We start from the raw sequence: 19,106 nt of genomic DNA, 5'->3' as shown, positions 1-19,106 counted from the left end.
TCTTTTAAGTTGTACGCTTTATTTCTTGAAATCCCTTTTAGTCAGACCTTCCTGAGCCAACATCGTATTAAGCACCGAAATATCGGTTGAGACATCCATCGCGGTGTCTTCATAAAAACTGTCCAATAAGTTTTCAAAAGCATGGCTGATGGTGTCCAGGGTGTCTTCAATTTCTTTTTTGGTGGCTAAAATATTAGCGCCTTGAATAGGCTCAGCATCCAAATCCCGATAGACCGAGACCAGCTTTAAGGTGGTGGGTAAATAATAGCCCATAAATTTACGGATTTCCGGTAATCCACCGGGATTTTCTTCAATAAATTCAAAAATTTTGGTGATCACTTTTTCCAGCCGATCCAGTTTCAAGGAAATCACTTCCCCTTCAATGGCCAAATTGGCTTGGTTGATTTTTCTGATGGTCTCCTGACCTTCGGCAATCACCTCATGAACCGCCTTGATTTCAGGATTTTCTGATTCCATTTTTCTTTTCTGCTCCAGCTCTGCCTGTTCGCGGCGGGCTCGATCCTCCTCGATTTTCTTACCTTCTCTTAGCTTCAAGTGGTTCTCATAGGCTTCATTGCTGATTAGCAAATATTCTTCATGTTCATCAAATCGCCCCTCCGGGAACATCCCCAAACTGATCATCTTACGCAGATCTTTGACTACATATTTCTTGCTGCGCCCAAAGGGTTCAGACAATTCAGAGATTTTGCAGAATTGCCGTCCTTTCAGGCGACTGGCATACTGACGAAACCGTTTCACTCTACCCCTCAGGTTTGAACCCTTTGCTGACATCAGCGCACTAATTGTAAAAATCGGTAGCAGAATCCCGGCACCGATACCCATCAGTGGCATACTGTTAAATGCAAAGCCAAATACCGAAGAAAAAATTAGTAATAGCAGCAGTGAAACACCAATGCCGATACCTCCAAAGATCTTCAATAGCATCCCGGAGATCCGACCATGTGGTGATTTTGATACCAAATTAGTTGGCAATTTCTTAACGGGGCTATAGGCATTCTGATAACTATTTTTAACCGCCGTATCCCTTGTTTGTGGTTTGTTTATTTTTTGCTGGGTCTTTCTGGCGTTAGTGCCCTGCTTTCTGCTTTCCTGGTTGTTTTCACGCTGTTGTCGTTGCTGCTCCTGCCAATATTGACCGCTTCGTTTGACTTCATCCATAGCCCGGGCGACCGTCTCCGAGATGTTCTTGTTTAACTCTTTAAATTCCGCCGAATTCAAGGCATCCTGAACAATATCCTTGATATCATTTCCGACATTTGAATAATCTTTTTTTATCATCGTTTGACCCTCCCAAACATTGAATTAATTATATCTTATAAAATTTAAAATTTCAATTAAGAAACTAATTCCCCTGGCTATTCTTAAAACAAATTTATGAAGAACGGCTGTTAAGCATCATTCGGTCATTCTAAACTGCCCCTCAATGCAAAAAAGCCTGATCATATCAAGCTTTAAGGGCGTCAATGCGGCTTGTTGCAGCATGACAATCGTGAATCCGTTTAGTCGCTACTACTTCTTCCCGACTATTTTATCGAATCCGTGGTTTTTGCATACACAGCGGCAGCTCCAGATGACATTGAGACAAGAGTGTCTCATCCAGCAAAATGTCTTTAACGGTGCCATCGGCAAACACGCTGCCGTGGTGTAAAATAATCACCCGATCACAAATATCAAGAGCCATGTCGAGATCATGGGTGGCAATAATTTTGGTCATTTTCAGGGAGTCAAGGGTATTAATGACATTTCGTCTGGCCTGGGGATCCAGAAAAGAAGTCGGCTCGTCAAACAAAATAATCCGGGGATTCATGGCTAGTACCGAAGCAATCGCAATGACCCGTTTTTCACCGCCGGATAAACGATGCGGCATCCGATCCCGGAGATGCACAATCCCCAGCTGTTCCAGTGCAGTGACCACCCGCTCTTCAACCACGTGTTCATCGAGCAATTCATTTCGCGGACCAAAGGCAATATCATCATAAACCTTTGTCATAAACAATTGATCATCAGGGTTTTGAAATACCATCCCAACTTTGCGGCGAATATCTTTTAGCGTTTTTTTTTCGACTGGCAATTCTTCAACACTAATCGATCCGTCTTTGATCTCGGAAATACCGATGATCAGCTTGAACAAGCTCGATTTCCCGGCTCCGTTAGCGCCCACCAGGGCAATGCTCTCACCCTCATTAATTTTTAGATTTACATCCCGGATGGCCTGATGACCGTCAGGGTAGGCATAGTTTAACTTACTTATTTCTAGCATTAAGAACTCCTCATTATAAAAAACTGCCGATAAACTGGCTCAGATCAAAAAATCGCATCACAGACAAAATACCTGATACTAAAATCAGGTACAACCAATCGACCTTTTGAATCGGACTGGGTTTGGCATAAAGATAATTGCCATCATAACCGCGACATTTCATCGCCACATAAATACTCTCGGCGCGGTCAAAACTTTTTAATAATAATTGTCCCACAAAGATACCCATATCCTTCATTTTGATCCCCTTTGAATCCGGTGCTCTTAAAATATAGGCGGTATACATATTTGAGACTTGTTCGAGCAACACCGAAATATATCGATAGGTCAGCATGATTTGCTCGACAATAATCTTAGGCACTTTGATTGACAACAACTGATAAGAAATTTTTGGCAATGAGGTGGTAGCGATCAGAATCAGCACCGCCATAACCGTAAAGATGGTCTTAACCATAATTGAAATAAAGGAGATAAAGCCAAAACTAAGGGGAACCGGTCCAATCATCAGCGCCAGTTGCTGATTAAAGAAAATATTGGATAAACCAGCAAAAAAAGAAAAGGGCAAGGCTACCAAAAGCCGTTTCAACAGAGGTTTGTAAGGAATTTCGGACAGTGCCATTAAAATCACCGGATAAAAGGCAAACACCATCAGTCCAGTTATATTAAAAGGATTAAAGGAAATAACCAGTACCAGATAGAGCATCGTAGTTATCAGCTTAACCATCGGATGGAGATGATGGATAACCGTATTGCCATCGGCCATTTCCTCAAGGGAATTGATTGTATTCATCGAGTCGGTAATTGTTGACATTAGGGCTACCTTTCACTTAAATATTAAATAACCTCTGTTGCTAAACAGAGGTTATCAAGTAAACTATTGTTAATGTTATCATATAAAGATTGTCATTTCAATTAGTATTATCTCGCTATGCTGCTTTTTCTTTTCTGCGTTTGACAGCATAAATCAGATAACCGGTTCCACCAGCCAGAAGTAAGGTAATTCCTGCTCCAACAATACCGGAAACACTGGTTCCAGCGACCGAGCCTTCACCGTCAGTTGATTTGAAACTGTAATCTGGCAGAAAGGCAGTGCTTTCCTGAATCCCCGCCGCGTTGTCATAGGCACTCCCCGAAGTTTCCAGTTCGGCCGTTCCAGCGACATTTTCCAGAGCCCATTCCAAACCATCCGGATTGGCCGAAGCAAAGAGTGATAAACCGCCACCGACTACCACTGCAAAAACCAGTAAAACCCCTAAAACCTTTTTAATTGACAAGCTTTGAGGTAGTTTTTTGTTATCCATCGATGATTCCAGCAATTCCGGTCTCATTTTATAGATAAAGACTAAAATTCCGCCGGTAACAATCCCTTCAATCAGACCAATGGCCAGATGAATCGGAATCATCATGCCCATAAAGGTTGCCATCGGCAATTCAGTAATCCCCGAAGCCAGCGTTTGTAGCACCACCGAAATGGCACCGAGGGTTAGGGCAATAATAACCGAAACCACAGATGCGACGGTGATCCGGGTCGGTGTCAATCCTTTTTTAACAATCGGTTTAAAGATAAAGGGGTACACTAGTAAACAGGCATAAAAACCGAGGTTCCAGATATTTGCTCCGGTGGCCAAAAGCCCGCCATCAGCAAAAAATAAGGCCTGAATCAATAATACCGCTGTTAGGGTTAGAAAGGCGGGAAATGGTCCCAATAGGGCTGCCAGTAAAATCCCCCCGCCAATATGTCCACTCGAACCGGTTCCGGGAATGGTGAAATTAATCATTTGTCCGGCAAAAATCACGGCTCCCATAACACCCATTAACGGGATCTTTTTTTCATCTAAATCGTCTTTACATTTATACGCCGAATAGGCGATTGCTCCGGCGCTAGCCGCAAGCATGATTCCTCCAACTGCTGGAGAAACTAAAGCATCTGCCATGTGCATAATAAAACCTCCTCAAAATTTAAAATTATACAAAAAACACGAAGCACACCTCCTGAGTTTCAACTCTGGAAATACCTTCATGGCATCATTTTCGTATCTTAAAATTGATTCGTATTCTGCACTTCAATGCTTAAATACTATCTAAATTATAAGTCACTTGTCTATACATGTCAAGCGAAAATAATTGGAGTCTGTCGTCTTTGCTGACAGACTCCATCAATATAATACCGCTAAATCTAACGTCTGCGCTTTGGTGGCTGACGAGAAGATCTGCTGCCAGAAGAATTGGCCTTTTTTTTGATTTTAATCTTTTTATATCTGATGTTATTTTTGCGCATAAACTGGACAAACATGATCCGTAAAATGGCCAGCAGAATCAGAATCACAATGATCGTCACATACCAGTAAAGGATCGGATAATCGGTCCAGTTTCTGGCTTTCATGGCTTTGACGGCATAGACTGGCGTAGCCTCGACAAAGGTTTCGCCATTGTATACCTGCAATTCACCAAGCTGTTCACCCTCCTTGATGTCTGCCTCCAGGTTTGCCAGGGTTTCGTCGCCAATTAGCTTGGTTTCGTCCCACTTAACCTTGGCTGTATAATTACCCTGTTCAGCCTCGAGCACCGCCGTCACCAATGGATCATGGGTCTTGTACTTGAGTTTATTTCCGTCAAAGACATGGTAGTTAACCACCTGCACTACTCGGTCTTCATCTTCAGGGTCTGACCATTCTAGTAACTCATACTCCTTGACGACCGCATTGATGGTATCACTGGCCGCTCTGTAAATTGTCGTCTGATCAGCATTGAGGATAATACCGATCATTTTCTTATCGTTACCTTCCCCTTCAAAAACCAGGCACCTGTTTGCCTCTTCAGTAAAACCCGTTTTGCCGCTGGTTGCGTAACCATTAAAAACCGTATTAGTTCCTGACAGATCATTGGCAACCCGAAAATCTTCAGATAACTCATTGAAATTGGCATACAACAAGAGATTGGAATTATTCCACCGGTGCTTATTTTTATTCGTTTGAACCTCATGAACCTTGGCTCGCGTGATCGCCTTGATGGTGGTCTCAGCAAAGGCAGCTTTCGCCAAAATCAGCAAATCCGCCGGGGTTGTAAAATGATTATCATTGTGCAGTCCGTGGGGATTAGTAAAATTGCTGGCGGTCATTCCCAGATCCTTGGCCTTCTTATTCATGGCTGCAATAAATGTTTCATAGGCTTTATCAGAACTGATTGAACCATCCCCGGCAATTTTTCGGCCAATGTTCACAGCGATCGTTTCTGCCGCATCATTTCCGGAAGGCAACAACAAAGCATAGAGCAATTCGTTAAGGGGCAGCACCTCTTCTTCCTCAAGACCTGCGGTACTGCTGTCTGCATCCAAATATAAAATTTCAGTACCGACAGTAATATTCTCGTTGAGATCACCGTTCTCAATCGCCACCAGTGCTGTCATCAGTTTGGTGGTACTGGCCGGATAGAACTTTTCATTCTGCTTTTGCGCAAAAAGAATATCGCCGCTATTCACTTCATAAATAACTACACCCTCATCAACGCCATAGGCCGGCAAGCCTGCTGCCAAAACACCAGGTGTGCAAAAGACTAGGCTAAGAATCAACAATAATCCTACTTTTCTTTTCATATCCCCTCTCCCCTCAAAGCAGCTATTTGATATAGCGGGTCACTTTAAACAATTCCTTTTCTTCATTGATTGCTTCTTCACTGCCTAAAACACAGATGGCATTTTTTTCCAGCACTGCCGCAATCATTTTTGCATAGCTTTTTAATTGTTCAACAGTGGTTTCTAAAATTTCATCCCGCTCTTTTTGCAGATCTGCGGCGGTAACGCCACTGAAATAGAAATTGTCCGCGATTTCACCTTTCACCGAGGCGCTCAGCGGAACATCCTTGCTGCTGATGGTTCCAATGATATACTTTTCCAACTCGCGCTCTGAGAGATCAAGCTGATTGATATAATCAACAACACCCTGATAGGCTTCAAAGGTTTTTTTCAGTTTAGGATCCCGGTAGGATCCAAAATACAGGTCGCCACCGCGGCCGATACTGATAAAGGCACCATAAGCACCACCCTGAACCCTAACCCGGTTCCAGAGATAGTCCATTGAAAGAATGCCTTTTAAGACTAGTTGAGACCCGGCGTATTGGTATCCTAAAGCTCTGATATTATAGCCCTGGGAAACATATTGAATCTTGGCCGCCGTTAAAAAACCTTCGTTGGCAATTTCAGTATCAAAGGCAAAGGCATTTTTTGTCGCTTTTTGGGGAGCCAACCTTGAAACATAAGAACTCAGGGCAACCAAAGTCCGATCGCGGATTTCTTCAGTACCGGTGATGCTGATCAGCGGTTTTTTTTGGTTGAAAACCAATGCCGCAATGCTGGTCAATTTTTCGGCCAGCGCTTCAAATCTTTCTTCGAAATTTGCTTCCAGATCAGCAATAAAACGATAGAACTCAATCCCGCCAAACTCTTCAAACAGCCGTGCCGACTGAGAATAGTAGGACTGTAGCCGTTGCACCCCAACGACATGGCCGGCGGTTAAGAACTGACTCTCCTTGTGGGTCTTGATTTCCCGGATCATATCGTGGATCAGGTTTTTTTCCTGATAACGGGTCTTGGTAATCACGTCGGTCATAATATCAATCAGGGTCGGAATATTTTCAGCAACCGCTTTACCCTTAACATAGCAATTGGAGGTAAAATCGCCAAAATGATGAACATCATCATAGGACTCAATTCCAAAGGACAGACCGCCGGTATGAATTTCAATTTCCTGACTCAGTCTCCGGAAATCCATCGTTTCGGTGCTGAGACTACCCAGCATTTTACACATCAGCGATAAATATTTAAGATCTTCCTGGGGCAGCTCGCTGTAATCAAAATAAAGTTTTAAATAGGAAATCCCACCAGTAAAACCTGAGTGATATAACAGTGTGGTATCGAGCACTTCGGTCACTTCCAGAGGGTAGGTTCGGCCAGTGCGACTGATATCTGCCAGCGACAGCTTCGGAATTTTCTCCAGATCTTCCGGAGCATCCTCTTCATTTTGTTTTTGGATCAGGGTTTGGGTTTCATCAACCAGCGCCTGGAGTCCTGCCGGGGTCAGACTGGCTTTAAAAGCCGCCAGTTTTTCAACTAACGCCTGATCGGCTTTTTCCTGCAAGGTATTATCCGGTACAATTGTCACCAAAGTTTGGTGAGTATTGTCAATTAACATCCGTTTGAGCAGTTTTTCAAAGTAACCGTCTTTCCAGCTGTCCTTGAATTTTTTAAAAGCTGCCTTGTATTTAAGGTAGGCGATCGGGTCGTCACCATAGAGCCAGTCATCCATCATTTCGATCCCATAAATCAGACCTTTGGGATAGGAACCGTATTCTCCTTCAATGTGGGAAAATTCATGGATATTGATGCCCGCTTCGACGCTAAGGGGATCAAGACCCTCATTTGCCAGCTTATTTAGCACTGTCTCAACCGTATTGACAAATAAGTCGCGATGTTTTTCCTCGGTATTTTTAAGGACAATCGAAAAATAGGGTTGTCTAAGCGAACTGCTGTAATGGTAGCTGACATCTTCAGCAATTTTTAAATCCAGTAAGGCTTCTTTTAACGGCGACGAATTATTATTCAATATGATATGAGCTAGAATATCAAAGGCCAGGGCATCTTCATAAGATAATTTATCACCCAGCACCACGGAAAGAGCCAGATAGTCTTTATTCTCCAGTGATTCTTCTTTTGAGACCCCATAGGATGTCCGCAATTCTGTCCGATTTTTAAGCGGCGGCTGAGCCATGATCTCACTATCAACTCGCTGTTTTTCAAAGCCACTAAGATATTCCTCATTAAGGTATTTCAAGTGCGCCCGGACATCGCCATCGCCATAAAGATAAATATAGCTATTAGAGGGATGGTAATATTTTTTATGGAAGTCCAGAAAATCAGCATAGGTCAGTTCTGGTATCACGTCCGGATCTCCGCCGGATTCGAAGCGGTAACAGGACTGCGGATAAAGGGATTCAAAAATCTTATTCTGCAGCAATTCTTCCGGATTGGAGAAGGCACCCTTCATTTCATTATAAACCACCCCATTGTAGATAATCGGATCGTCCGCATTTTCAATGTGATAGTGCCAGCCTTCCTGCAAGAAGGTATAGGGGTTTTCATAAATATTGGGATAAAAAACTGCATCCAGATAAACATCCATCAGATTCATAAAATCTTTGGCATTGGTGCTGGCAATCGGGTACATCGTTTTATCGGGATAGGTCATCGCATTGAGAAAGGTGTTTAGCGATCCTTTAGCTAACTCAACAAAGGGTTCCTTGACCGGGTATTTTTTTGATCCGCATAAAACCGAATGCTCGAGAATATGGGGCACCCCGGTGCTGTCGGTAGACGGTGTCCGAAAGCTGATTGAAAAAACCTTATTATCATCGTCGGCTGATATATACACTAATCGGGCTCCGGTTTTTTGATGGACAAAGGTTCGCGCGAAGCCATCTATTTCATCCACAAATTCTTCTTTATTCAAGATAAACCCGTGGATATTTTCTTCCAGTTTAAACATTTTTTGTTGTTGTTCTAGTAATTCTTTTTTCAAATGTCGCTCCTTCTGTATTTATTTTATTGTATCTATTCTATTTCGATTATTCCATTTTTCTTAAGATATTCCTTCATTTTGCGTTCATAACCCATTTCCGTCGGTTCATAAAAATGAGTACCGACTAGATCATCCGGCAGATACTGCTGTTTGACATAGTGGCCGGGATAATTATGGGGGTATTGGTAGGTCATGCCGCGACCCAATTTTTTACTGCCAGAATAATGGGTATCCTGCAAATGAGCCGGAACATTGCTGTTTGAGATATGCTTGACCGCATCAATGGCGGCGTCGACTGCCAGATAGGAGGCATTGCTTTTTGGTGCGCAGGCCAGAAAAACCACTGCCTGGGCCAAATTAATCCGGGCTTCCGGCATGCCGATAAACTGCACCGCATCGGCAGCAGCCATTGCTACCGTTAAAGCCAGCGGTTCGGCATTGCCGATATCCTCTGAGGCTGAGATGACAATCCGACGGGCAATAAACTTGGGGTCTTCTCCCGCCGTAATCATTTTGGCCATCCAGTAAAGCGCCGCATCGGGATCGGAACCCCGGATACTCTTGATAAAGGCCGAAATGGTATCGTAATGATTATCACCATTTTTATCATATTGGACGGCTCGTTGCTGGATACACTCCTGAGCTGTTTCCAAATCAATATGAATGAATCCGGCTTCGTTTTTATCGACCGTCAGAATCCCTAACTCCAGGGCGTTCAAGGCACGGCGGACATCGCCATTAGCCACCTCAGCAAAATGATCAAGGGCGTCTGGATCACACTTAATTTTCATCACCCCATAACCCCGGTCACGATCATTGATCGCTCGTTTTATCACATCACGGATGTCTCCCGGGGTCAGATTGTAAAACTCAAAAATGGTGGAACGGGATAACAGCGGCGAGTTAATTTCAAAATAGGGGTTTTCGGTAGTCGCCCCAATCAGGGTCACCAGCCCTTTTTCGACGCTGGGTAAAAGCGCATCCTGTTGCGCCTTATTAAAGCGATGGATCTCGTCAATAAAGAGGATCGATTTTTTATTATAAACGCCTAGATTGTTTTTGGCCTTATCCAGTATCTCAGTGATTTCTTTTTTCCCCGAAGTGACCGCGTTCAGCTCATAAAACACTGCATTGGTACGGTTGGCAATAATTTTTGCCAATGAGGTCTTGCCGGTGCCCGGCGGTCCGTAAAAGACCACCGAGGATAGTTTGTCCGCTTCTATCAGCCGATACAAGAGTTTCCCCCGGCCAATGATATGCTGTTGACCGACAAATTCGGCCAGTGTCTGGGGTCGCATTCTTACCGCAAGGGGTGCATTATCGGCGATCTGGCCTTCATAATTCTGGTTGAAAAAACTTTCCTGCATAATGTCCTTTCACGATAGCATTTTATTCTGGTATTACAAAACTGCTGATCCATTCATAATTACCGGTTCGTTTCAATCACGGCTATTTCTGTCTGGCTTAACTCAAAAAAATCATAGAACCACCGGTCGATTTCAGCAAGCATCTTGCCAGATTCGGCAGTGTTTCCATTTTCATTTAATTCTACAATTTTATCATAAGTATCTTTAAAAAACTTAATAGTATCATCTTTTATGTCCGGTATTCCCAGCCGCAGCAGGGTGTTTGGATAATATTCATAAAGCTTGTCTCCCAGTTTTTTCCCGTAGGACTTAAAATAATAATTATACAGCCGACTGTTTAAAAGCATCACCAGAAACTCCTCCGTAACCTGGTGGTACAGCCGCGGTTTGAGAATCATTCCATAAACATCGGCACTGAAATAACATCTATTTTCATCAATGGCAAAACGATTTTGAGTTGCCTTATAGGGGAAGACGATTTTTCGCCCTTCAAAATGATCCGGATCCCGTCCCCATTGAAGCTTATACCAGGCCAGCTTGCCGTTTTTGCATTCCCGGCGGTTTTTAAGCTTTTCCCGGTATTTTTCCAGATGGGCTACCACCTCCGGGTACAAATCAATGTCCCTTATCTTGTTGGTATAGAGGATTTTCTTTTGCGGTTTTGTTACCTGGTAGGCCTTAACGTCCTTGTTTTTGATCCAGGGTTTTAAAAAGACCGGATCAAAGGCACGAAGTGCCAGATCAGTTTGTTCAAAAATAAAGGCCTTGTCATTGCCGGTAATAATACCCTGAAAACTCTGGACAACATTATCCAGGTTGAATGGTGTTTTTTTCTCAATTTTTTCAATGATCCCCTGCGTAACTGGCGAATAAAGCCGCCAGGAATCATCACTTAGCCTGGCTTGCAATAGTTCAAACGACTCATAAAGATCGCTTTGCCAATTTTTTTGATTTAGTGATTGGATCAATTTGGGATAGCTTTCGGCTTTATGGTTTTTGATCAAGAAGCGCTTAATCTGAATGGTTTGACCGTCATCGATCTGGTTTTCTTTGGTTAGTCTAATAATGGCTGGATCAACTCCAACCCCTTCAATAACCCGTAAACCGTTAAAGTCGACAATTTCCTCAATCGCAAAAGCTTTCCTGATAAAGGCTCGCAATGGTTTTCCATAAAAGGCCTCGATAAAATAACGGGAGGTGATATGGATTAATTGTCCTTCAGCTTTTAGCAGTTCCCAGCCCCGGTAGATAAAACAATAGGAAAGATCGCCCTTGTCCCGGTACACCTCACCATAGCGGTTTTTTAGCAGTTTCATATAGTCGGCCTGGATTTCCTTGTGTCCCACATAGGGCGGGTTGCCGATTACCACATCGACCGACTTCGGTTTTACTAATTCATCGATAAGAATATCGCCGCAAAAAACTCCCAGAGGTTTGACGTACTCTGTTCCTTTTAAGGTTAGGATCAGCCGGGTCACCAGGCAGGCAATCGGATCCCGATCCACGCCCAGCAGACCAGTTTCTAGCAACTGGCGATGCTGTGCCGCTTTCTCATCGGGACTTAACTCGCCATTTTTTGAAATAATCACATCATAAACAGCACTTAATAGGGATCCACTCCCACAAGCTGGGTCCAATATCCGGATTTCTTCAAGTTTATCCCCTATTTTGCTTGATCCCAAAACATTGGCAGCCATATAAGTGGCAATGTTCTCCGGGGTATAAAAGATACCGTGATTTTTCTTATGATTGATCAGCAGACTTGCTTCGTAAAGGCTGCCGATCAGCCCCGGATTCTCGCCGACCAAAGAGGGTGTGGCAGTGATCAGATCACAGATCCAATCCCAGATCTCGTTCCCAATCGGCTGGGGATCTCCCGGCTCTTGCTCCCAGAAAGTCACCTGAAGGGGCTTTCCCTGCCAGAGCCCCAGGATATAGTTTAGGGTAAAGTTCTTTTTGATATCATTTTGATGGGCTTCAAAATCAAGGCGCTGATTGTCCGCTAGATATTTTAAAACAATACAAGCGAGTAAAAAAAGCACATTGGCACGTCGATTCTCAGCCAGGTAATTGTAACGATTTATAAATTGTGTCAGCTTATCTGAAATCTCCTGAAACTTCATTAAAACCTCTTTCATTTAATTGATGTTCGTGTCATTTGGTTATTATAACATCATTTGTCTGAAAAAGATAAAGAAAAGGCTGAAATAAACGATTTAGAATAAAAAACAAACCACCAAGATTAATGCCATACGCGATAACATTAATTTACGACATAAAAAAAACGGCGTCAATAGCCGTTTTTGTAAATTCTAAATGGTGCGAGAGACGGGAGTCGAACCCGTACGCCTTGCGACACACGCCTCTGAAACGTGCTTGTCTGCCAGTTCCAACACTCTCGCATAAATCATTTTGAACACCACTATAGAATACTCTCTTTTCAAAGAATTGTCAAGCCCTGAATACATCTTTTTTTCTGACCTACCCTATTTATATCAAAACAGCTGATTCAATCCGCCTAACAAAAGAAACAGGCTCAGTCCGATCTGAAGAATCAAAATAATCGGGATTCCCCAGGCAAATAAAAAGTGTTTTGTTTTATGATGAAAAAGCCGCATTCCCAGAAGTCCACCAATTGAACCACCAATCAGACATAATCCCATTAACGTTTTTTCTGGAATCCGCCAGGCCTCCTTTTTTGAACGTTTTTTGTCGTTCCTGAAAAAGAAAAAGGTGATTAGATTTATTGCGATTAAATAAAGAACGCTGTAATAGATGAAAGTGTTCATGTTTTCCTGCTCTTTCTTATTCTTTTTTTAACCAGGCTTGTCTTAATAAAAAACCGGGACTTGACTCAACAAACCCCGGTTTTTAAAATGATCTGCTTTGATCTTATTTGCTTCTTTTTACTTCTTAGCCCATCAGTCCCGGATATAAGGGATATTTTTCGGTTAAAAAGGCGACTTTTTCAAGTGCCAGTTCCATGTCTTTTTTAATCAGCGCCGCTTCAATGGCATCAGCTACCACTTCCATGTCAGCCTCAACCAGACCCCGGGTGGTAATGGCTGGGGTACCAACGCGGATTCCGCTGGTGACAAAAGGACTTTCCTTATCATAAGGAATGGCATTTTTGTTAGCAGTGATATTGACTTTTCCAAGCGTTTCATCGGCTTCTTTTCCGGTCAGGCCAACCTTGCTGACATCAAGCAGCATCAGGTGATTGTCGGTTCCACCGGAAACAATCCGAAAACCCCGATTTTCAAGGGCAGCTGCCAGTACTTTGGCATTCTTGACCACCTGTTCCTGGTAGGCCTTAAATTCTGGCGTTGCGGCTTCTTTAAAGGCTACCGCCTTGGCGGCGATCATGTGCTCCAGGGGACCGCCCTGGGTACCTGGAAACACGCCTTTATCAATCAGTTTGGCATATTCCTGTTTGCATAAAATAATGCCCCCTCTTGGGCCTCTTAAGGTTTTGTGAGTGGTGGTCGTGACAAAGTCAGCATAAGGTACGGGACTTTGATGTTGTCCAGCTGCTACCAGACCAGCAATATGAGCCATATCCACCATCAGAAAACAACCGGCGGCCTTGGTCATCTTTGAAATTCGTTCAAAGTCAATGGCTCGGGGGTAAGAACTGGCTCCGACCACCACCAATTTGGGCTGATGGTCTTTGATCAGTTTTTCTATTTCATCATAATCGATGGTTTCCGTTATCTGATCGACACCATAAGATATGAAATTATAATATATCCCTGACAGATTGGCCGGGCTACCATGGGTTAAATGCCCGCCCTGATCCAGGCGCATCCCTAAAACCGTATCCCCGGGTTTTAAAATCCCCATGTAAACTGCGGTATTTGCCTGGGCGCCGGAGTGCGGCTGGACATTGGCATGCTCGGCACCAAACAATGCTTTAGCACGATCAATGGCAACCTGCTCAATGGTATCCACGTGAACACAGCCACCGTAAAAACGGTGTCCTGGGGTTCCTTCGGCATATTTATTGGTTAAATGGCTTCCCATAGCAAACATCACTGCGTCCGATACGAAGTTTTCAGAGGCGATGAGCTCTAAATGACTTTGTTGTCGATGCAATTCCTTTTCCATGAGTTCATAGATCTCAGGATCTGCAACTTTTACTTTTTCAAAAAACATAAATTCCTCCATAAAACTCTTTCTAGTAGTCATTTCGCCGATTTGAGAGCCTTTCGAGGGAAGCTGCAATACTTTTTAAATAGACCGATATTTCTTCAATTTTCACTTTGAAATAAAAAACAAACATGATACCTGACATCAAAAAGAAGATCAGCAATATCGGGATGATACTCCAGGCCACTCCGGCCATACTATTTATAAATTGATTCATATTGTCCTCCATTAGGCGACTGTCTTTGTACGAAAGACACTTGTGCGGCGATAACATTTACTATTGTAACATTAAATTCTGATAATGCAAGCTAGATTCTATCATTTTTTGCAATTTGTTAAATCGCTGGAAGAATTTTAAGTTTTTTCGATCAATGCTTTACAATCCCATAAATCTGGCAATATTTGACTATTAATCTGGTGCCAATTAATTGATTGTTGCTCTGACTACTCGACAACCTCGATGGCATCTCCGGCTTTGATGGTACCACCTTCCAGGATAATGGTAAAGATCCCTTCTCTTGGCATGACACAATCCCCCACCTGCTGAGCAATTTCGCAGCCGGAATGGCATTCTTTGCCGATCTGAGTAACTTCCTGAAGCGTTTCTCCGATTTTTAACTTGGTTCCCACCGGCAGTTCATATACACAGATTCCCTCGGTAGTAATGTTTTCGGCAAAATTACCGGCACATAGCCCCGCCGCACCCATTGCGATCATTTTATCGATACTCTCCTGGCCGAGAAGGCTGACCTGCCGATGCCATTTCCCAGCGTGGGCATCGCCTTCCAGGCCAAAATCCTCAATAAAATTACCGACCGGAATCGGTTTTTTCATGACACCTTTTTTCTCACTGATATTAATTGCAATTACTTTTCCACTCATTAGCTTTCTCCTGTTTTTTTATTGATGGTTGGGATTAATAAACTCGCCGGATTTTCCGCCGGTTTTTTTTGCCAGATAGATCGTCTCAATAGTCATTTCTTTGTCCACCGCCTTACACATATCATAGATGGTCAGGGCGGCCACTGAAACCGCCGTTAGAGCCTCCATTTCGACGCCGGTTTGGCCGCTGTTTTTAACCGTCGCTTCGATTAGAATTCGGGAATTCAGCTCATCGATTTCAAAATCAATGTCACTGCCGGAAATAAAAATATTATGACACATCGGGATCAAGTCGGCCGTCCGCTTAACGCCCATAATTCCGGCAATTTGAGCGACTCCCAAAACATCGCCCTTTTTCATCTGCCCGTCAATGACTTTTTGCAAGGTCTCTTTTTTCATGGTGATAGCACCTTTGGCAATGGCTACCCGCTGCGTGCTTTTTTTCTCAGTAACGTCAACCATCTTACTGCGACCCGCGTCATTAAAATGGGTGAACTCTAAGATTTCTTTGTCCATGTCATCCTCCAATTTCGTTCATATTTCTGAGTAATTGCTTTTCATCTTCATTGATATGATGTTTTTCCGGTTTTTCATTGATCGCCTGTAATAGGATTTCTTGATAAGTTTTTCCAGACTTTCGCAGCGCTACCAGGTCAATCTCATAATCCGAATGGAGACAGGGTTTGATCTTACCGTCAGTGGTTACCCGAATCCGATTGCATTCGCTGCAGAAATGCTTGCTAATCGGATTGATCAGCCCCACTCTACCCTTGGCTCCGGGCAGCTGATAATATTCTGCTGGTCCGGTTTTATCCGGTTCTAAAAGCGGAGTTAAATCTGGCATTCGTTTTAATACCTCATCATTGGATAGGTACTTGTTTTCGGCAAAACCGCTGGATTCACCCAAGGGCATCAGTTCAATAAACCGCACATCAACCGCTTCATCTCTAGTATAATTCACAAAGGTTTCGATTTCATTGTCATTAAACCCCTTAATCAGCACCGTGTTGATTTTTATCGGATGCATCCCCACTGCCTTGGCCGCCGCTATCCCGGCAAAAACATCTTCGAGCTGACCCCACCGGGTAATTTCATGAAACTTGACCGGGTCAAAGGTATCCAGGCTGATATTCACCCGGGTTAAACCGGCTGCTTTTAAATCTTTGGCGTATTTAGGCAAGAGGATCCCATTGCTAGTCATGGTAAGATCCTCAATCCCGGGGATTTCTCCGATTCTTCTGACCAAATCGACAATTCCATGGCGCACCAGTGGTTCCCCCCCGGTTAGCCGAATCTTATTGACCCCTAGTGAAACCCCAGCTTCAATGAGCTCAAGAATTTCTTCAAAGGACAGGTTTTTCCGATGAGGATGTTTCTCAATCCCCTCTTCGGGCATACAATAGATACATCTTAAATTGCATAAATCGGTGATCGAGATACGCATGTAATTTATTTTTCTTCCATAATGATCCTTCATCTGCTTCCTGCTTTCTCCCCTGATGTCTAGGGTTCAACTAACTCTCCCGGCTGTTCCAGGCTATATCCCCCCAGCCGCTCCAAGGAATCTTTGAATTCTTGAGATTTAAGTATTTTGATGAATATCTGCACCCGGGGATCCTCCAAATTCTCCTTTAAAACCACAAAATCATAGGCTTCGTCACCGATCGGGATAAAATCCAGCTCCATCATATTGGCGGCCGATAAAACCCCGATACCAACATCGCAAGAGCCGGATTTGACAGCTGAAGCGACCATCATATGGGTGTTCATTTCGCGGGTATAACCCAACACCTGACTGCCATCAAGCTTATTTACTTTTAATAAATAATCGAGTAGCACCCGGGTTCCCGAGCCACGCTGGCGATTGACAAAACTTAAATCCGGCCGGATCAGATCGGCAATGCCCTGAATGTTCTTAGGATTACCTTTAGGGATGATCATCCCCTGGGTGCGTTTAACACCTTTGATCAATACCACTGTTTGATCGGCCAGGTAACGTTTTAAATAGGGAAGATTGTAAATCCCGCTTTCCTCATCGAGCAGATGGATTGGCGCAATATGGCATTCGCCCTTTTTGATCGCCATAATCCCCCCCAGACTACCCACATGAGCTGAGGACAGGTTGACCAGTTGCTTATTTTTATGGATGATATTGGCGACGATATCCATCAGCACATCGTGACTGCCAATCGAAACCAGGGTATTTTCAATTTCTTCGCGGGGACGCATCAGAATCAGCTCGACCTCTTCGCCGGCGTCATAGCCTTCGACATTTTTAGGGATTTTTAAAATACCGTCGGCGTTGACCAGTGACATCGTCACCCCAGCACCACGATCCAGTGGCGTTGCCACGAATCGTTGATTGACCCGGCCGCACTTCATCCGGACAAACTCCAAATATTTCAGCGACGACATCAGCCGTTTGGACAGCACCGCTTTAATGGTAACCCCGTCTGTCAAGGTCTGATGGTTACAGGCCAAAATCACTGGCTTAACAAAGCTTTCAAAGACAAAGTAGGCAGAAACCGGATAGCCGGGAATGCCGATTACCGGTTTCCCCTGCACGATTCCCAAAACAACTGGTTTTCCCGGTTTAATGGCCACCCCGTGAACCACCACTTCACCCAGTTCTTCGATCAAGCTGCGGGTATAATCTTCAGTTCCGGCCGAAGAACCGGCCGAAATCAGCACCATATCGTTTTCTTCAACGGCTTTGACAATCGCCTTTTTAATCAGCTCATAGTCATCCCGTACCGGCTGATAGCGTTCGGCTTGACCGCCGCATTCCTTGACCAGACCGACAAACATATGGGTATTAGAATCGACGATTTTTCCCACTGCCATGGCTGCTCCGGCTTCTACCAGTTCGGTTCCGGTGGGGATAATCCCCACCCGGGGTTTATTCAGCACTTCAATTTCAGTAATACCGCCAGCTAAAAGGGCGCCCAAATCGATCGGTCGGACCTGATGATAGGCCGGCAGAATCAGTTCACCGGCGACGATATCTTCGCCAATCGGCCGGACATTCTGCCACAGCGAAACCGGATTGTTGATGGTGATCTCATCGTCACTTTTAATGATCACATCCTCAATCATCACTACCGCATTATAGGGATCGGCGATCACATCGCCGGTATCGACAAAATTAAAATCAATTCCTTTTACCAGCGTCCGGGGATGTCGCTCATCAACCCCAATCATCGCCATTGCTTCCACACAGATGCCATCCATCGCCGAGGCATTATAATAAGGTGATGAAATTTTTGCAAAAACTGGTTCCTTTGTCACCCATCCCTGGGCTTCGATTACTGGCAATAAACGGCCTTTTTGCTGCCCATCTGCAAAGGATAATAATGCCAGATACTTAGCTACGGCCGCATCCAGATCTTCATTTTTTAAATATAAATTTCGTGCTTCTTTTTTTCCGGTATTTTCGGTATTCATTCTTCCCTCCCGTTGTGATGCAATTAATAATAGCTGTGTACTTTCTAAAATAAGGTCACTTCAACCTGATCCCCGGCATTTTTGCCTTCTTCATTTTCGGTGATTTCCAGGTATCCGTCCGAATAGGATAAGAGTGTAATCATCCCGGATTTACCGTGGGTTGGCCGAACTTCAATACCATTTTCGGATTTTGCAATCGCCACAGTCTGGAAGGTCCGCCTGCCCGGGGCGGCATGGATATTTTCCATTAGAACCCCCGAAACGGTCTGATATTTGAAAAGGTCTTGGCCATAATACCGGCTCATAAATTCCTGAAGCACGATCATCATCACCATGATGGCCGCCGCTGGCTGACCCGGTAAACCGATCACCGGTTTTTGCGAAACGGTTCCTAAAATTGTCGGCTTTCCCGGT

The 19,106-nt window shown here is 44.0% G+C and carries 15 protein-coding genes, 1 tRNA gene and 1 pseudogene; all 17 read right to left on the bottom strand.

All coding sequences use genetic code 11. From position 1 onward, the window contains the following. Window positions 1-18: 18 nt before the first annotated feature. Window positions 19-1,299, bottom strand: coding sequence for a 5-bromo-4-chloroindolyl phosphate hydrolysis family protein (locus QZ998_RS02400; RefSeq protein ID WP_296557696.1), 1,281 nt, complete (start codon window positions 1,297-1,299; stop codon window positions 19-21). Window positions 1,300-1,549: 250 nt separating this feature from the next. Beyond that, window positions 1,550-2,281: an ABC transporter ATP-binding protein gene (locus QZ998_RS02395; protein WP_296557693.1), complete on the bottom strand. Its 732-nt coding sequence runs from the start codon at window positions 2,279-2,281 to the stop codon at window positions 1,550-1,552. A 13-nt stretch (window positions 2,282-2,294) separates the two neighbouring features. Next, window positions 2,295-3,092, bottom strand: coding sequence for a cobalt ECF transporter T component CbiQ (gene cbiQ, locus QZ998_RS02390; RefSeq protein ID WP_296557692.1), 798 nt, complete (start codon window positions 3,090-3,092; stop codon window positions 2,295-2,297). A gap of 115 nt (window positions 3,093-3,207) precedes the next feature. Then, complete coding sequence (locus QZ998_RS02385) at window positions 3,208-4,221, bottom strand: energy-coupling factor ABC transporter permease (protein ID WP_296557690.1); 1,014 nt, start codon at window positions 4,219-4,221, stop codon at window positions 3,208-3,210. A gap of 236 nt (window positions 4,222-4,457) precedes the next feature. Further along, entirely contained in the window at window positions 4,458-5,873 is a 1,416-nt protein-coding gene (locus QZ998_RS02380; RefSeq protein ID WP_296557689.1) for a D-alanyl-D-alanine carboxypeptidase, read from the bottom strand. 22 nt (window positions 5,874-5,895) lie between these two features. Continuing rightward, complete coding sequence (locus QZ998_RS02375) at window positions 5,896-8,850, bottom strand: insulinase family protein (RefSeq protein WP_296557688.1); 2,955 nt, start codon at window positions 8,848-8,850, stop codon at window positions 5,896-5,898. Between the two features lie 32 nt (window positions 8,851-8,882). Then, window positions 8,883-10,217 carry a replication-associated recombination protein A gene (locus QZ998_RS02370; protein ID WP_296557687.1) on the bottom strand — a complete coding sequence of 445 codons (1,335 nt, stop codon included), beginning with the start codon at window positions 10,215-10,217 and terminating at the stop codon, window positions 8,883-8,885. Window positions 10,218-10,276: 59 nt separating this feature from the next. Further along, window positions 10,277-12,340 carry an N-6 DNA methylase gene (locus QZ998_RS02365; protein WP_296557686.1) on the bottom strand — a complete coding sequence of 688 codons (2,064 nt, stop codon included), beginning with the start codon at window positions 12,338-12,340 and terminating at the stop codon, window positions 10,277-10,279. A gap of 194 nt (window positions 12,341-12,534) precedes the next feature. Next, window positions 12,535-12,619, bottom strand: a tRNA-Leu gene (locus QZ998_RS02360). 93 nt (window positions 12,620-12,712) lie between these two features. After that, complete coding sequence (locus QZ998_RS02355; protein ID WP_296557685.1) at window positions 12,713-13,006, bottom strand: DUF1294 domain-containing protein; 294 nt, start codon at window positions 13,004-13,006, stop codon at window positions 12,713-12,715. Between the two features lie 124 nt (window positions 13,007-13,130). Then, window positions 13,131-14,405 carry a serine hydroxymethyltransferase gene (glyA, locus tag QZ998_RS02350; RefSeq protein WP_366512375.1) on the bottom strand — a complete coding sequence of 425 codons (1,275 nt, stop codon included), beginning with the start codon at window positions 14,403-14,405 and terminating at the stop codon, window positions 13,131-13,133. Then, the gene (locus QZ998_RS02345; protein ID WP_296557682.1) at window positions 14,395-14,583 is read right to left on the bottom strand and encodes a hypothetical protein; all 189 of its coding nucleotides are present in this window, start codon (window positions 14,581-14,583) and stop codon (window positions 14,395-14,397) included. Before QZ998_RS02345 ends, glyA begins: the two co-directional genes overlap by 11 nt. 227 nt (window positions 14,584-14,810) lie before the next feature. Then, on the bottom strand, window positions 14,811-15,248 hold the full coding sequence (locus tag QZ998_RS02340) for an MOSC domain-containing protein (protein WP_296557680.1): 438 nt from the start codon (window positions 15,246-15,248) through the stop codon (window positions 14,811-14,813). A gap of 18 nt (window positions 15,249-15,266) precedes the next feature. Continuing rightward, window positions 15,267-15,764 carry a cyclic pyranopterin monophosphate synthase MoaC gene (gene moaC / locus QZ998_RS02335; protein WP_296557679.1) on the bottom strand — a complete coding sequence of 166 codons (498 nt, stop codon included), beginning with the start codon at window positions 15,762-15,764 and terminating at the stop codon, window positions 15,267-15,269. A gap of 1 nt (window position 15,765) precedes the next feature. Continuing rightward, entirely contained in the window at window positions 15,766-16,725 is a 960-nt protein-coding gene (moaA, locus tag QZ998_RS02330) for a GTP 3',8-cyclase MoaA (protein WP_296557678.1), read from the bottom strand. A gap of 26 nt (window positions 16,726-16,751) precedes the next feature. Further along, on the bottom strand, window positions 16,752-18,692 hold the full coding sequence (locus tag QZ998_RS02325; RefSeq protein ID WP_296557677.1) for a molybdopterin biosynthesis protein: 1,941 nt from the start codon (window positions 18,690-18,692) through the stop codon (window positions 16,752-16,754). A 44-nt stretch (window positions 18,693-18,736) separates the two neighbouring features. Next, window positions 18,737-19,106: pseudogene (locus QZ998_RS02320) on the bottom strand (molybdopterin molybdenumtransferase MoeA); the annotation flags it as partial.

It is taken from the genome of uncultured Acetobacterium sp., assembly GCF_927416815.1.
In the GTDB taxonomy this organism is placed as follows: Bacteria; Bacillota; Clostridia; order Eubacteriales; family Eubacteriaceae; genus Acetobacterium.
Note: the sequence above shows the minus strand (reverse complement) of the source record. Positions and strands in the feature narration are given on the sequence as shown.

Bases quoted from the DNA above. Each gene is read 5' to 3' on its own strand.
- QZ998_RS02400 (WP_296557696.1), bottom strand. From the start codon at position 1,299: ATGATAAAAAAAGATTATTCAAATGTCGGAAATGATATCAAGGATATT.
- QZ998_RS02395 (WP_296557693.1), bottom strand. From the start codon at position 2,281: ATGCTAGAAATAAGTAAGTTAAACTATGCCTACCCTGACGGTCATCAG.
- cbiQ (WP_296557692.1), bottom strand. From the start codon at position 3,092: ATGTCAACAATTACCGACTCGATGAATACAATCAATTCCCTTGAGGAA.
- QZ998_RS02385 (WP_296557690.1), bottom strand. From the start codon at position 4,221: ATGCACATGGCAGATGCTTTAGTTTCTCCAGCAGTTGGAGGAATCATG.
- QZ998_RS02380 (WP_296557689.1), bottom strand. From the start codon at position 5,873: ATGAAAAGAAAAGTAGGATTATTGTTGATTCTTAGCCTAGTCTTTTGC.
- QZ998_RS02370 (WP_296557687.1), bottom strand. From the start codon at position 10,217: ATGCAGGAAAGTTTTTTCAACCAGAATTATGAAGGCCAGATCGCCGAT.
- QZ998_RS02365 (WP_296557686.1), bottom strand. From the start codon at position 12,340: ATGAAGTTTCAGGAGATTTCAGATAAGCTGACACAATTTATAAATCGT.
- QZ998_RS02355 (WP_296557685.1), bottom strand. From the start codon at position 13,006: ATGAACACTTTCATCTATTACAGCGTTCTTTATTTAATCGCAATAAAT.
- glyA (WP_366512375.1), bottom strand. From the start codon at position 14,405: ATGACTACTAGAAAGAGTTTTATGGAGGAATTTATGTTTTTTGAAAAA.
- QZ998_RS02345 (WP_296557682.1), bottom strand. From the start codon at position 14,583: ATGAATCAATTTATAAATAGTATGGCCGGAGTGGCCTGGAGTATCATC.
- QZ998_RS02340 (WP_296557680.1), bottom strand. From the start codon at position 15,248: ATGAGTGGAAAAGTAATTGCAATTAATATCAGTGAGAAAAAAGGTGTC.
- moaC (WP_296557679.1), bottom strand. From the start codon at position 15,764: ATGGACAAAGAAATCTTAGAGTTCACCCATTTTAATGACGCGGGTCGC.
- moaA (WP_296557678.1), bottom strand. From the start codon at position 16,725: ATGAAGGATCATTATGGAAGAAAAATAAATTACATGCGTATCTCGATC.
- QZ998_RS02325 (WP_296557677.1), bottom strand. From the start codon at position 18,692: ATGAATACCGAAAATACCGGAAAAAAAGAAGCACGAAATTTATATTTA.